This is a genomic window from Gammaproteobacteria bacterium, assembly GCA_029882975.1.
Classification (GTDB): Bacteria; Pseudomonadota; Gammaproteobacteria; order SZUA-152; family SZUA-152; genus JAJDNG01.
The window spans coordinates 25,217-40,119 of record JAOUJW010000019.1; the positions used below are offsets into that span (position 1 = coordinate 25,217).

A 14,903-nucleotide genomic window follows, 5' to 3' on the forward strand; every position below is an offset into this window, starting at 1 on the left:
GTACTCCGGCAAGTGCGACCCCAACGTATACTTCGCGACTACGTCGTTTGCCTCCTTTCGAATCCTTATCTCTCCTAACCTTCCGTGATCAAGCTTCCTTGCCTGACACCCTGTCAGTCGTCCTATCCTATCCATTTACTCCTATTTAGTTGCCATTACTGTATTAATGACAACACATTCTGCGGCTGACTATTGGCTTGAGAAAGCATGGCCACGCCAGCCTGTTGCAAAATCTGCGCCCGAGTCAATCTTGCCGTCTCTAATGCGAAATCTGCATCCTGTATTCTTGAACGTGAAGCCGACAGATTCTCCGCGACATTCAGCCCATTTCTTACGACCGCTTCGAAGCGATTTTGAATCGCACCTAACTCAGCTCTGGCTGCATTCACGCTATCCAAATACACGTCTACAGTTGCCAACAAGGCAGATGCTCCTGAAACTGTAGAAGCGGTTCCTGATAACACCACCGAAATATACCCTGTGGTGGTACTCATAATATTTACCGTGGTAACCGACACGGTATCGCCGGCATTAGGGCCTACCTGAAATACATAAGAGGTGGCTCCTGACCCGATAACAGCCGCACCGTTAAACTTGGTACCGGCTACACGGGTAATCTCCGCCTGTAACTGTGTAACCTCCTGATTCAGCGACACCCTATCCTGCGCACTGTTGGTTGCATTTATGGATTGCACTGCAATCTCACGAATACGCTGTAACGCAGTTGTCACTTCCTGTAATGCCCCTTCAGCGGTTTGCGCTAATGAAATCGCGTCACTGGCATTGCGAACGGCTTGATTGTATCCTCTTATCTGAGCTGTAAACCGCTCCGATATTGCCAAACCTGCCGCATCGTCCTTCGCGCTGTTCAGGCGCAAGCCTGATGATAAACGCGCTAAGGCTCTGTTTAAATCTCCCAAAGAACCGTTTAAAGCTCTCTGCGTATTAAGCGAAGCTACATTTGTATTGATGACTTGTGCCATTTTGCCTTCTCCTTGCTATGACATGACCAATCCTTGTTGTCACCCATAGCTATCGACAAAACTTGTGCTTTTCTTAAATATAGGGGCTGTAATTAACAGCCCCTAGTTTGTGTCATCATTGTAACTTTTTTACTTTACACCTCTCGGTTACTCATTGAATACTTCAATCGTTAACCGATCAAGCTCAACACGCTCTGCGGCAAGGCATTGGCCTGTGACAGCATGGCCACGCCTGCCTGTTGCAGTATCTGAGCTCTGGTCAATGCCGCAGTCTCCGCTGCGAAGTCAGCATCCTGGATTCGACTTCTGGAAGCGGACAGGTTCTCGGCGACGTTTTGTGTATTACGCACCACAGCTTCAAATCGGTTTTGAATCGCACCCAATGTTGCTCGAACGCTATTAATTTCGTCTAAATAGGTATCGACATTGGCCAGCAGTGAATTCGCTCCGGAAACCGTAGATATGGTTCCACCACTGATTGCACCGGCATATCCGCTCAAAGTAGTAACGTTTGTGGTACTGATAGTAATAGTTTCTCCGGCGTTTGCTCCAACTTGGAATGTGAACGCCTGGGCACTAACACCGATAATTTGAACGCCGTTGAACTCCGTTCCGGACACACGAGTGATTTCTTCCTGCAATTGAGCAACCTCAGCTTGCAAAGAAGCGCGGTCTAGATCACTGTTTGTCGCATTGATGGATTGCACTGCCAATTCTCTCATCCGTTGCAATGCAGTGGTTACCTCTTGCAGAGCCCCTTCACCTGTTTGCGCCAGAGAAATCGCGTCACTTGCGTTTCGCGCGGCTTGATTTAAACCACGGATCTGGGTAGTAAAACGTTCTGAAATTGCCAAGCCAGCCGCATCATCCTTCGCACTGTTAATACGAAGACCGGATGACAATCGAGCCAGTGAAAGATTGAGAGCGCTTTGTGAGCGGGTGAGAGCACGCTGACTGTTCAGCGATGCCACATTAGTATTGATTACTTGTGCCATGAATTTCTCCTCCGTACCTCAGCGACACCTTCCTTAGGTCACAGAGAGAGAGTTACTTAAGCGGATATACCTGAGCTCCTTCACTGGATTCATACGTATTTACCGCTGCCACACCATGTATCGTCTCTGCCACTTCCAGCATAAGCATCCAGGGTGAAGGTTTTACATTGTTGTAGCAAACAACCGTAGTTGTGGTAACTAACACGATTAACACTCAAGTGATTTGTAAAAAGTATTTTACAATTACATATGCACGCTTCTTTTATACACGGACAGGCTTGCTAATTGCATTTACCACAAGCATTTGACATAAATTCCACAACTGTTCGGGACAAACCATTGGATACCACAGAACCTGCTTTTTCGGAACCGCTGATTACCAATAGCTTTGGCGATAGCTATTTCTATGGTGTAAACCACCAAAGTTTTGATCGAATTGGCTCCACTGCGATTTACAAATCTCGTTGGGGTGAGAAACTGTTTCAGGAAAACCACTTATACATTATTGCGGGGAGCGACAGCGGCCTTTTAATAAGACACGTATTGAAATATGGCATACCCAAAGGCAGCCGCTACCTGTTTGTAGAACTGGACAGTATCGTACCGGAACTGGAATTTTTGTCTGGTATTATTGAAGCGGAATCCAATGTTGCATTATGTACAATTGACACCTTGGATAAATCGCTTAAATCATTTTCACTCGACCGGTATGCTTACCTGGATGCAGTAGATGTTCTGGTATCCCTAGCCGCAGAAGAAGCCTATCTTAGTGACTACGCCGTTTTGTGGAACAGCCTTGAAAAGGCCGTTCAACAAATTCTTTGGCTATACAAAACTCAGTTTGGTAATTGTACATTTTTTAGCGCGCAATTGAGAAACATGGCGGAAAACCGCTCTCCTGCCTCTATGCTGCGTAATGTATTTCCGGGAAAAACAGCTATTCTGTTGGGTGGTGGCCCCTCCCTGGATCCGGCTCTTCCCTGGGTTAAAAGCCACAGAAGTGAACTGGTAGTTACTGCTGTATCAAGAATCAGCAAGCGCCTGCTGGAAGTGGACTTAGTCCCCGACGTTGTGTTTACAGTAGATCCACACCCAGGTAGCTTTGATGTGGGCAAACACATGCTCAATTTTCCGCATAAGGTTCTGCTCGTCAATGCATACCATTCCAACTCTCGCTTGCTCGGACAATGGGGGGGTCGCAGTGTCTACCTCAACAAAAACAATCCATGGGTCAGTTTTAACGATAATGACAACGTTGTCACTGCGGCCCCCACCGTCAGCAATAGTGCTGTTAACATGCTCATTGCTATGGGCTTCAAAAGAATTTTATTAGCCGGGTTGGATCTATGCTTTAGTCCTGAAGGATACACACACGCCATGGGTAGTGACGAAAGAAAGCTCGGTGCGTTAGTGGGCGCCAGTCACTTATCGATACAAACGAACAGTGGTGAAATTGCTCAAACCGACAATAGTTTTTACATGGCTGCAGAAAGTCTCGCCAAACAAGCAGAATACGCAACGACACAACATTGTCGGCTTATCAACTGTGCGCCTCATGCCGCCAAAATTCCCAATATAGAATATCAAGACTTGAATAAAATACCACTTGAGCCATTGGGAGTGGATGTTTGGCAAACCATAGAACAAAGACTTTGCACCGATAATTCCACCTCCAGAATTGAGCATTATGAAAAATGCCTAAAAGTATTAACTAAAGCCGAATACAAATTAGAGAAAATTCGAAGGATGTCCAAAGATGCATTGACACACAATAAGTGGCTTTTTGACAAAAAGGGAGACCCGGGCTCATTTAAACACAAGATCAAAATGGACCGTATAGAAAAGGAATTGAACGGTGCATTAAAAGATTACAGCGTATTGTGTAAAATCTATGGGATGAGCGAGTTTGTCAAGACTCTCCGACCGGACGACAAAAGCGAATGGAGTGATGACGAGGTAGAAAAAGCCGGATTTACCTACTATGAAGCATATTTAACCGGTGCTGACAATTTGCTGAAAGAAGTCTGTTCAGCCGTTGAGAGGGTTCAGGCTCGCATTGAAGAGGAAAAACCCCATCCGGATTTTGAGTTATTGACATCTCAATGGGAACAGGATCAACAGTTTCACCGTGCAGCGCTTTGGAAGCAACGACAGAGTGACAGCTACTGTTTTACTACTACCATAAATACTCAAATCGCCAAATTCGAGCAACAATTCCATAGTGACATCCGTAACGAGAAACACAACTACTTGGTCAATATAAAGCAGCGTTCTAATCTAAAGGGAGTATGCAGCAAAGCGTTGGATCTATTTCGTCACAAAAACCTCAAAGGACTGGAACACTTGATCAATGGACTCAATACGCGCTCTGAATCTGAGGCCAAGCCATTGTTGTTGTTGACACAGGCCTACATCCTTGAATTAAACGACCAGCCGGATATGGCAATTTCCACATTGGAAGATCTTGTTTCCGATTGCTCAGATAGCAATCCACTGGAATACGCGTTAAGCCGCCTGTCAGTTCTTTATCTGGGAAACATGGATTTGGAAAAAGCAGCAGGCACATTAAAATTCCTATCCGGCATCTCCAGCAGTTATATGCCGCAATACGCTGACATGTTGAGTATTAAGGGCGACAAAAAATCCGCCATTGATGTCTACACCGACTATTTAACTAAGATACCGGGTGACTACGCAACCATGTTAAAACTGGGCCTGTTGTATTTGGATCTTGGAGTTACCGACGGTGCTCTTTGGATATTCCAGCACTTATATGATCTCGATCCCAATAATTCGAATATAGCAAGGCTTTTAAATGACACAAAGGCATCCGCATGAACAGTCAAAACAACTACACGGCTTTGGTTACCGGCGCTGATGGCTTTATTGGTTCTCATTTAGTTGAAGCGTTGGTCAAATCCGGGGTAAATGTTAAAGCATTTGTTTTATACAATTCACTGGGTAGTTGGGGTTGGTTGGAACATGTGGATCAACAGGTTTTGGATAGTATTGAAATACATTGTGGCGACATACGGGATCCGGGTTCCGCCAAATTGGCAGTCTCCGGATGTGATACCGTGTTTCATTTGGCCGCATTGATTGGCATCCCATATTCATACACTGCACCGGATTCCTATCTCGACACCAATATAAGAGGTACGCTTAACTTGCTCAATGCTGCACGGGACTACGATGTGAATTATTTTATTAACACCTCCACCAGCGAAGTATACGGAAGTGCGCTGCAGGTTCCAATACCGGAAACCCACCCACTTCAACCACAATCACCCTATTCCGCCAGTAAAATAGCCGCAGATCAATTGGCATTATCATACTACTATTCATTTGACTTACCTGTATCCATTATTCGACCCTTCAACACCTATGGACCAAGACAGTCTGCCAGAGCTGTGATACCCACAGTGATATCGCAAATTGCCAATGGAGCACAATCCATTAAATTGGGTTCACTATATCCCACTCGGGACTTCAATTATGTCAGCGATACCGTAAATGGTTTTGTAAAAATTAGGGAAACCAAAGCAGGAATAGGTGAAACCATCAATATTGGCAGTGGATATGAAATTTCCGTACAAAATACAGTTGAGCTGATTGCAAGTCTTATGGGGCAGCAAATAACCATAGAATCTGATGACCAACGTCTGCGACCGAAAAGCAGTGAAGTGGACCGTCTCTGTGCAGACAACAGCAAAGCCAAAACGATTGCGGATTGGTCGCCGGAACACGCGGGTATCGATGGACTAAAACGGGGTCTCAAGAAAACTATTGACTGGTTTTCCGACCCAGTCAATCTTTCCAAATACAAATCCTCTATTTACAACGTCTAGGCCTTCATGAATATTCAGTCTTTTGTTTCCACTCTCAAGTCTTTCGCAAGAGACAAAGACGTGCTTAACCTGCACGAGCCGATATTCTTAGGCAAAGAAAAAGACTACGTCAACGACTGTATTGAAACCGGTTGGGTTTCCAGCGTGGGAGCCTATGTCAACCGTTTCGAAAAGGAATTGGCGGAATATACCGGATCCAGACGCGCTATTGCTGTTGTCAACGGAACGGCGGCCTTACACATTAGTTTACTTTTGAACAATATTGGAGAAAATGACGAAGTCTTGCTTCCGGCATTGACCTTCGTCGCAAGCGCTAACGCCATTGCCTACTGCCGCGCAATACCGCATTTCGTCGAGATCAGTCAAGAAACCTTAGGCGTAGATCCGGAGCTTCTGAGACGGTATCTTCAGGACACTACCTTCATCAAGAATCAACACTGTATCAATAGAAAGACAGGTAGACCCATCAAAGCCCTGATGGTCGTCCATGCTTTTGGACACTGCGCCTCCATGGAAGCGCTGCATCAAATTTGCCAGGATCACAATCTAGCCCTTATCGAAGATGCAGCTGAAGCACTGGGTAGCACCTATAAAAACCAACACGCCGGTACTTTTGGTCAGGCAGGTGCTCTAAGCTTTAATGGAAATAAAATTATAACCACTGGCGGCGGTGGTGCCGTACTACTGAATAGCGAACGTATGGCCGAACAAGCACGCCATATCAGCACCACCGCCAAGCTACCCCATGGTTGGGAATATAACCACGACCAAGTGGGATACAACTACCGCATGCCAAACATAAATGCTGCATTAGGCGTAGCCCAATTGGAACAACTCCCCCAATTTCTTTTACAAAAACGTCGATTGACCCAGATCTACAAAGAGCGATTCTTGGAATTCAGTAACGTGACTGTTTTTGAGCAACCGCAGAACTGCCATAGTAACTATTGGTTAAATGTATTGCTATTGGATCAATCTCTCAACACAGAGGCTAAAGACCCCTCACTATTGGACCAGATATTGGCGGCCTGTCACGATGCTAATATAATGGTGCGACCTGCCTGGCGTCTTTTACATCAGCTACCAATGTACACTCACTGCCCAAAAATGGATCTCAGTTTCTCAGAAGACATTGTTAAACGGCTTATCTGCCTCCCCAGCAGTGCAGACTTGGTGAATCATGCTACCTGAGCATTTAAAAATATGCGCTATCAGCGGATCGCGCGCTGATTATGGCCTGCTGCTCTCCCTGCTCAAATCGTTGCAAAAAGATCCGCAGTTTACACTGCAACTACTCGTTACCGGCTCACATTTAAGTAAAAACCATGGCGACACCGTTACTTGTTTTTCAGAAGATGGAATTGCTATAGACCACCGTATTCCTATCTTAAGCAAATCGGACAGCCCCCAGGCGATCTGTAGTGCTGTTGCAAAAGCCGTTGAAGGATTCTCCGTAGCTTTTGCATCCTTGACACCGGACCTTGTACTCGTGTTGGGAGACCGCTACGAAATATTCGCGGGGGTCCAGGCTGCATTGTTTCACAAAATACCGGTTGCTCATATTGCAGGTGGCGATATCACCGAAGGTGCCTACGACGACGCCATACGTCATGCAATCACCAAAATGTCCCATTTACACTTTACCACCAATACCCAATCCACATCGCGTATTGTCCAGATGGGCGAAAATCCTGAATCTGTATTTACCGTAGGTAGCCCGGGAATAGACTTAATTAAGTCATTGCAATTGTTGGACAAGCAACAGTTACAGAAGGTGTTAAGCATACCGATGCAAGAGCGGGTCTTTCTGGTGGGCTATCATCCCGTTACTTTGGAAACACGTACCATTTCACAGCAGTGCCAAACGTTGTTTTCTGCATTGGATCAATTTCCAGAATCTACTGTGATTTTCACCAGCGCTAATGCAGATACCGAAGGCCATACAGCGAATAAACTAATTCGGTCTTATGTTGCCAAACATTCTTTTGCTCACTACTTTGAGTCATTAGGGCAGTTGAAATATTTGAGTTTACTGCAATGTTGCAATGTCGTTATAGGTAACTCCTCCAGCGGTCTATACGAAGCCCCCAGTCTGGGTACTCCGACTGTCAATATTGGTATCCGACAAAAAGGTCGACTCAAGGCAGACAGCGTACAAGACTGTGAGTTAGACACAGATTCGATTATTAGCTGCGTCAAGGCAGCACTGAAAAGCGCAACCATTGTTGCGGAAAACCCCTATGGAGACGGAAACAGCGTAGCGCGCATTATGGCTGTTTTGAAAGATTTGAATCGGTTCAAACTGGATTCACTGGTCCAGAAGTCATTTTTCGAGGTAACCCGTGTCTAACTCTTGTTTTATTATTGCTGAAGCCGGTGTCAATCATAACGGAGAAATGGAAACCGCGTTCGAATTGGCACAGGCGGCATTGGATGCCGGCGCGGACGCAGTCAAGTATCAGTTATTTATCCCTGAAGCTTTGGTATTGGATGGTACCCCCACTGCAGATTATCAACAACGTAATACCGGACAGCAATCTCAACTGCAGTTACTGCAGCGCTTAGCCCTACATTCTGAACAACACGCACAAGTGAAACAGTACTGTGAACACATCGGTATCCAGTATATGTGTTCTCCTTTTGACAATAATAGCGCGGACTACCTCTGCAATGTACTACAGTTGGATACGATAAAAATCGGTTCCGGAGAATTGAGCAATGGCCCTATGCTATTGCAGATTGCCCAAAGCGGGAAAAATACAGTTTTGTCTACCGGTATGAGTACAGTAGCCGACATTCGTTGTGCCCTAAACATCCTGGCTCATGGATACTCTCGCCCAAAATCAGAAAATCCGCTGCCATACACACAATTGCTGGCAACACCTCCGGATCTAAGTATTCTACGAAACAAGGTGGTACTATTGCATTGCACCACCGAGTACCCTTGCCCTGAAACTTCTGTCAATCTGTTGGCCATGCGCGATCTGGCGCAACAGTTTGAGTTACCGGTAGGTTTGTCTGATCACAGTGAAGGTATTTTAGCATCGACCAGTGCAGTGTCATTGGGAGCATGTGTCATAGAAAAACATTTCACCTTAGATAAAAACCAAAACGGGCCCGATCATTGCGCTTCATTGAATCCTGCGGAATTCAGCGCTTTGGTAAAAGGAATACGAAGCGTAGAACGCATGCTGGGTAATGGCGTTAAACAACCAGATCCTGTAGAGTTACAAAACAAAAAAGTGGTACGAAAACATATCGTAGCCGCCTGCGACATCAAACAAGGGGAACTGTTCACAGAACATAACCTGACTTGTAAACGGACTCCATCCGGTATATCCCCCTTTTCTTTTTGGGAATTACTGGGTAAACCTGCCGGCAAGGACTACGCCATTAATGAGGAGATCCGGTTTTGACGCCTCCTTTGATTCTATTGGGTAGTGGTGGACACGCATCGGTGTTAGCCGAATGTATTCAATTATGTGGATTCAGCTTATACGCCGTTGTTTCCCCAACAAAACCCGAGGGCCCTTTGTTTGAACAAAGCGTATGGCTAAACGGTGACGCAAATGCTTTAGACTTGGATGTCAGGCAATACCGGGTAGTCAATGGCGTGGGTTCCATTGGTGACACGGGAAAAAGAAAAGCCCTGTTCGATTTGTACAAGTCTAAAGGTTTCTATTTCCAAAATATCGTTCACCCCAGTGCTGTGATTAGCCCTCACTTAAGAAACCTGGGCGAAGGTTTTCAAGCTTTATCCGGCTGTATCGTTAACACCGGGTGCCACATTGGTGACAACGTGGTCCTAAACAGTAGAGCCGTGGTGGAACACCACTGCCGCATAGGTAACCACAGTTTTGTGGCAAGTTCCGCGACCTTATGTGGTTCCTGTGAAGTTGAAGACCAAGTTCATATTGGCGCAGCTGCGGTTCTAAACCAGGGACTCTTTGTGGGTCATGGCGCACTAATTGCAACCGGTTCTGTAGTCATTAGGAATGTAACAGCGAAAACCCTGGTAATGGGTGTACCCGCACGGAAGCAGCGTGATTTATCATGTTAAATCATGAATGGAAGAATATCGCCGTTAGACCTGACGCTACTATGCGCGAGGTACTGGCCCTTATTGATAAAACCGCTATGCAAATCGCATTGGTGGTGGATGACGCCTGCCATTTAACAGGTACCATTACGGACGGAGATATACGTCGAGCCCTGCTCAAAGGTGAAAACCTGGACACAGCGGTACACCTATTTATGAATCCCAATGCCGTTACCGGTTTGGTGGACGAAGATCCGCTAAGTTGGCAACGCGCTATGCAACGTCACTCATTAAAACACCTTCCCCTATTAGATGCGTCCGGCTGTATCAGAGCACTGGCCCGACTGGAGATACCCCAGGAACCTAAACGGGAAAACCGTGTGGTGCTCATGGCCGGAGGTCTCGGAACACGTCTACGTCCCCTTACACAAAGCAAACCCAAACCGTTACTTACCGTTGGAGACCGACCTATCATAGAAACGATAATTGAAAATTTTGCACAGCAGGGTTTTTACCAATTTACCCTATGCATCAATTATCAAGGGGAGAAAATCAAAGCATATTGCGGAGATGGAAACAAATGGGGTGTACAAATAGACTATGTGGAAGAATCCAAACGACTGGGAACTGCGGGTGCTTTAGCGTTGTTATCTGAGAGACCGGATTTACCCTTTTTTGTGATGAATGGAGATTTGTTAACAAAAGTGGATTTCGTTCGGTTTTTGGATTTTCACAAAAAACAAGACAACCATGCCAGCATGTGCGTTCGAGAATACAGATATCAGATCCCGTATGGTGTTGTGGATCTGGACCAACACAAAATAGTGCAATTGCGGGAAAAGCCGGTCTTCTATCACAATGTCAACGCAGGAATTTATTTGCTCAATCCGGAAGTGCTGCAATTAATACCCCGTAACACCTATTTCGATATGCCCCAATTATTCGATCATCTAATATCCGAGAGTTATCAAGCGGGCAGTTTTCCTCTGCGTGAATATTGGATGGATGTCGGCAGGATGGAGGATTTCCATCAAGCCCACAGCGACTACATAGAGCAATTCGGATGATCGACAACAAGCGAATCTTAGCAGTTATTCCTGCCAGAGGCGGGTCAAAAGGATTACCCGGCAAAAATATTCTCACATTACTCGGTAAACCACTAATCGCCTGGACCATTGAAAGCGCTTTGAACTCGCACCTCATAGACCATACTATCGTATCTTCGGATGCGGAGGACATTATTGCGGTTGCAGAACAATTACGTTGTCAGGTACCGTTCCGACGCCCCGAAAACTTGTCCGGTGATGACAGCAGTAGCATAGACGTCCTCATTCACGCATTGGAACAGGTGCCCGGCTATGACTATATAGTTTTGTTGCAACCCACAAGTCCATTGCGTACCACAGAAGATATCGATTCCGCTATAAAACACATGTTCCGGAATAAGGCCAGCAGTTGTGTTTCCGTTTCGCGGCTCAACAAAGCCTTACAGTGGATGTTTTACCTGGATGAACAAAGTCATTTGTTCCCGGTTGACCAAATCAGCAGCAGCCCACGACAAAAACTCCCAACACTATTTGCACTCAATGGTGCTATTTACGTGATTAACTCACAATTACTTATGAGCAGCCGAAAACTGATTCATTCTGATACGGTGGCTTTTACGATGGATCCTTCACACTCGGTGGATATTGATGACAAGGGCGATTTGGAATACGCCCGGTTCTTGTTGTCGCAACGAAAACAAAGGCACAAATATGAGCAACCATCCCGCTAAGACACCTGCCAACAAAGATCAGGAGTGTTTCGAAAACGCCAGTCACTGCCATCTTTATACTCTGGACCGTAAATGGGCCAGAGAAACAGCCATGCAAAAAAATACCGTTTATGAAAATGGCAGATCCTGTACGCAGATTTGCTACTACGATGGTGAACGTTATGAGAGTGCACCTGATAATCTTATTCATGTTCCCTTGGATCGGTTTGCGGATTTCTTCGCCGCTAATGATCTACCGGTACCCACATACTTTTACAACGGTGACGACAGCTTGCACCAAGAAGAACGGCAACGGCAAATAAATACGTTCAATCTGTTAAGTCAAAAAGTCATTGAATTCAGAGAAAAAATACATAGCAAACACAGCAAAAACCCTGAAATAAAGGACTGTTACTTTTTCGATCGAAACGTTGCCTACTATACTTCGCTGCTAAGAAACCGGGTTGCCACCACTCACCAGCACATTGACGGTCTTCAAATATGTTACCACGATGGTGACCCCTTTGATGCTGCGCCGCCCAATTTGGTATCGGTGCCTTTTGCCGAAATACTCAACCAATTTATTGACGAACGCAAACGACTGCCTCAACTAATAATGTTTGCCAACGATTTCAGCGAGTCACAAAAAATAGAGATTAAAAACATTTTCACCGAAGTAATTAAACAGGTCGGTGAATACCGCAATCAAGTTAGCATGGAATTATTGGCCGCAATGGGTAAGTCTGCACCATTGAGAAATCCTAAAAATCTTAGATTTTTTCTGTCCGCTTCCCGTCTTACCACCGTAATGCAGTATGCTTCGAAGAACCTCGCCCAGGCGCTACAACAATTAGGACATGAGGTTTGCTTATGTATTGAAGAAAATGACATGGAGCAGTTGGATACCAGTCATCATTTGCGCGCTATGCTGGACTTCAACCCCGACGTGGTGATAACGGTCAACCAACTGGCAAATGCCTTTTTGCATCCGGATACTCTGAATATCATCTGGTGGCAGGATCCTATGACTCAGATTCGAAATACTCAGGAATTGCCCTGGCGTAAAAACGATCTCATATATTCCGCAGTACGGCCACTGGATGAATATTTGTTAAGAAATGGTGCTCAGAACGTAAAGCGAGCACCATTTTGTGTGGATTCCCGCATTTTTCACGCAAACTTCCCCAATGATCACGAAAAGATTGAACGAGAAAACAAAATTGTTTTTATCGGATCGTCCTATATTCATCATGTTGCGCAAAGAAATAATAAAGAAGCTATTCTCGCAGAATTTTCCACGCTTTTGAATGAGGGAACTCGATTTGATAATCTTCTTCTAAACAGATTGTCTCACAAATTCAAAGTATCTTATGACGAGCTTTTTTGGCACTTCTTACATTACGCAGTAAGAGACTTTACATTGCACTGGCTGTGCGAGGTCTCCCCTATTCCGGTAGAAGTTTACGGACCCGGATGGGAGTACGACGACACAGTTAAACCCTTTCTCAAAGGAAACCTCCCCCACGGACAAGCGGTCGCCCAAGTGTACCGAAGCGCCCGTTATGCATTAGTGACTCACCCCTTTGAACTCAATTCGCAGAGACTGGCGGAAGCGGCAGCCTGCGGCTGCATCCCCATTGTCTACGATTGCAGACACAGCTCGGATCAGCCTCATTGGGAAGACGAACTCCAGTTTTTCAAAAACAAAGAGGATCTGAGAAACATGCTCTCTCAGGGAACAGGACAGCCGGTAACACATATTGGTGAGCATTTCAGCTACCAACGTCTCGCCGAGAGCTTTTTAAAGGATATCCTGCAACATATTGGAGAAGAAAAGTAATGCCAATGGTGACTATTATATAAAATTCTTATGCTCAGGGGAGTGGTGCAGATCCCACAAGAATTTATTGACATAATCCTGGCGACAACCAATGGCGCAATCCTTGTGAACGTCCACACTTTGAGATAAGTCCTGGTGTACGTTCCAATAGTGATCACTCTTAACCAAATCGTAAAAAGAACCATCGTGTAAATCACCGATATAGAAACGCTCTTTATTGAAAAATGGACCGCAGGGATATATTTTTCCATTCCCGGAAATTTGCAGTAAAAATGGAGTGCCTAGACACACATCGTACTTACGGAATCCATTTTTATACAATTCCGTCTCGCCTGCAGCACCTATTTTATTCCACTTCACTTGCACAACGTAGTCATCGGTTGAAAAGGATTCGGCTTCTTGTAACACGTCTGCTACGGTCTCATAGTCCGCGTAGTCTATTCCGATTTCCTTATATTCAGAATCTGAGCAGTGCTTAATGACAAAGTAATCTACACCCAGTTCACGTCCCAGCTTGGCTTCCGCAATAACCTGATCATAGCATTCCGGAATCAATACCATTTGCAAGCCTAGAGTGCATTGATAGCCGTACTCTGTTTTGATTCTAACCAATTCCTTTATTTTCTGAATCAACTCGTGAAAGTTTTTCTCACCGGATTGGTGTACTCGACGAAAACCCTCCGGTGTACCCGCAGACAAATTGAAACGAATCCAGGACATATTTTTTAATAAATCGTGTGCCCGATCCATATCCAATAAGAGTCCATTGGTTGCCATAGAGGTATCCACGCCGTATTCACCGGCCAAAACAGTGGCATCGTACAGTGCCGGGTTCAAAGTGGGCTCCCCATCTCCAATGAATCCAATCGAACGGACCCCAAGCCGGGCACAATCGCTTATATAGTTCAGTAAGGCGTCCCGTTGAATCATATGCCCCTTAGTCATATTTTGCACCACTGCATAACAATACAGGCAAGCTGTATTGCAAAACTTAGTCAATCCCATATCGATGTGAATCGGAGCAATGCGTTCACCGTTTTGCCAGGCTAAAACCCGATCCAAATGATGCAACATTTTGTGACCATCAAAACGAAACCGTTGTTTCTCATTGCGGAAACTGGGACCGGTAAATTGATTCGGTACTTCCTTTGTTTCGTCTTGCTCCTGTCGTACCAATCCCGTTTGGTCTTCGAATTTGAAATATTGAACCACCTGTCCATCCAAAGTGGTAAGATCTGCACTACTGATCTCTTGCTGTTGCGACGGCCTACTCTGCTGCCCCTGTAGAACAGACCGATCCACAATGGTATTGGACGTTCGCAGCTTGTGACCGGGACGCTGTACCAAAGTAGCGTTTTGAGGTATTTCAGTGGTAACTTCATTACCAAATCGATTTTTTTTCGAATGTTGCATGTCCATATCCTTGGAGTGTTTCCGGTATC

12 protein-coding genes are annotated in these 14,903 nt (G+C 45.4%); 9 read left to right on the top strand and 3 right to left on the bottom strand.

Annotated features, from left to right (window positions below; all coding sequences use genetic code 11):
* Window positions 1–155: 155 nt before the first annotated feature.
* Both OEY58_14175 and OEY58_14180 read right to left on the bottom strand, forming a co-directional pair.
* The gene (locus OEY58_14175; GenBank protein MDH5326598.1) at window positions 156–983 is read right to left on the bottom strand and encodes a flagellin; all 828 of its coding nucleotides are present in this window, start codon (window positions 981–983) and stop codon (window positions 156–158) included.
* A 170-nt stretch (window positions 984–1,153) separates the two neighbouring features.
* Window positions 1,154–1,978 carry a flagellin gene (locus OEY58_14180; GenBank protein MDH5326599.1) on the bottom strand — a complete coding sequence of 275 codons (825 nt, stop codon included), beginning with the start codon at window positions 1,976–1,978 and terminating at the stop codon, window positions 1,154–1,156.
* Window positions 1,979–2,317: 339 nt separating this feature from the next.
* Here OEY58_14180 and OEY58_14185 point away from each other — a divergent pair, with 339 nt between their 5' ends.
* From OEY58_14185 to OEY58_14225, 9 genes are read left to right on the top strand one after another with little or no spacing between them, the layout of a single operon-like run.
* On the top strand, window positions 2,318–4,816 hold the full coding sequence (locus tag OEY58_14185; protein ID MDH5326600.1) for a DUF115 domain-containing protein: 2,499 nt from the start codon (window positions 2,318–2,320) through the stop codon (window positions 4,814–4,816).
* Complete coding sequence (locus OEY58_14190; GenBank protein MDH5326601.1) at window positions 4,813–5,826, top strand: NAD-dependent 4,6-dehydratase LegB; 1,014 nt, start codon at window positions 4,813–4,815, stop codon at window positions 5,824–5,826. The genes OEY58_14185 and OEY58_14190 overlap by 4 nt, the downstream gene beginning before the upstream one ends.
* A 6-nt stretch (window positions 5,827–5,832) precedes the next feature.
* Window positions 5,833–7,017 carry a LegC family aminotransferase gene (locus tag OEY58_14195; protein ID MDH5326602.1) on the top strand — a complete coding sequence of 395 codons (1,185 nt, stop codon included), beginning with the start codon at window positions 5,833–5,835 and terminating at the stop codon, window positions 7,015–7,017.
* Window positions 7,007–8,176 carry a UDP-N-acetylglucosamine 2-epimerase gene (gene neuC / locus OEY58_14200; protein MDH5326603.1) on the top strand — a complete coding sequence of 390 codons (1,170 nt, stop codon included), beginning with the start codon at window positions 7,007–7,009 and terminating at the stop codon, window positions 8,174–8,176. Before OEY58_14195 ends, neuC begins: the two co-directional genes overlap by 11 nt.
* The gene (neuB, locus tag OEY58_14205; protein MDH5326604.1) at window positions 8,169–9,242 is read left to right on the top strand and encodes an N-acetylneuraminate synthase; all 1,074 of its coding nucleotides are present in this window, start codon (window positions 8,169–8,171) and stop codon (window positions 9,240–9,242) included. Before neuC ends, neuB begins: the two co-directional genes overlap by 8 nt.
* Complete coding sequence (locus OEY58_14210; GenBank protein MDH5326605.1) at window positions 9,239–9,886, top strand: acetyltransferase; 648 nt, start codon at window positions 9,239–9,241, stop codon at window positions 9,884–9,886. Before neuB ends, OEY58_14210 begins: the two co-directional genes overlap by 4 nt.
* A complete protein-coding gene (locus tag OEY58_14215; protein MDH5326606.1) occupies window positions 9,880–10,932 on the top strand; it encodes a nucleotidyltransferase family protein in 1,053 nt (350 codons plus the stop codon). The genes OEY58_14210 and OEY58_14215 overlap by 7 nt, the downstream gene beginning before the upstream one ends.
* Window positions 10,929–11,642, top strand: coding sequence for an acylneuraminate cytidylyltransferase family protein (locus tag OEY58_14220; GenBank protein MDH5326607.1), 714 nt, complete (start codon window positions 10,929–10,931; stop codon window positions 11,640–11,642). The genes OEY58_14215 and OEY58_14220 overlap by 4 nt, the downstream gene beginning before the upstream one ends.
* Window positions 11,623–13,461, top strand: coding sequence for a hypothetical protein (locus OEY58_14225; protein MDH5326608.1), 1,839 nt, complete (start codon window positions 11,623–11,625; stop codon window positions 13,459–13,461). Before OEY58_14220 ends, OEY58_14225 begins: the two co-directional genes overlap by 20 nt.
* Window positions 13,462–13,476: 15 nt before the next feature.
* On the opposite strand, the gene OEY58_14230 is transcribed toward OEY58_14225, so the two are convergent.
* Window positions 13,477–14,874, bottom strand: coding sequence for a radical SAM protein (locus tag OEY58_14230; GenBank protein ID MDH5326609.1), 1,398 nt, complete (start codon window positions 14,872–14,874; stop codon window positions 13,477–13,479).
* Between the last annotated feature and the right edge of the window lie 29 nt (window positions 14,875–14,903).

Coding starts and splice junctions, on each gene's coding strand:
- neuC (MDH5326603.1), top strand. CDS start 7,007: ATGCTACCTGAGCATTTAAAAATATGCGCTATCAGCGGATCGCGCGCT.
- OEY58_14215 (MDH5326606.1), top strand. CDS start 9,880: ATGTTAAATCATGAATGGAAGAATATCGCCGTTAGACCTGACGCTACT.
- OEY58_14180 (MDH5326599.1), bottom strand. CDS start 1,978: ATGGCACAAGTAATCAATACTAATGTGGCATCGCTGAACAGTCAGCGT.
- OEY58_14225 (MDH5326608.1), top strand. CDS start 11,623: ATGAGCAACCATCCCGCTAAGACACCTGCCAACAAAGATCAGGAGTGT.
- OEY58_14190 (MDH5326601.1), top strand. CDS start 4,813: ATGAACAGTCAAAACAACTACACGGCTTTGGTTACCGGCGCTGATGGC.
- OEY58_14195 (MDH5326602.1), top strand. CDS start 5,833: ATGAATATTCAGTCTTTTGTTTCCACTCTCAAGTCTTTCGCAAGAGAC.
- OEY58_14175 (MDH5326598.1), bottom strand. CDS start 983: ATGGCACAAGTCATCAATACAAATGTAGCTTCGCTTAATACGCAGAGA.
- OEY58_14230 (MDH5326609.1), bottom strand. CDS start 14,874: ATGCAACATTCGAAAAAAAATCGATTTGGTAATGAAGTTACCACTGAA.
- OEY58_14220 (MDH5326607.1), top strand. CDS start 10,929: ATGATCGACAACAAGCGAATCTTAGCAGTTATTCCTGCCAGAGGCGGG.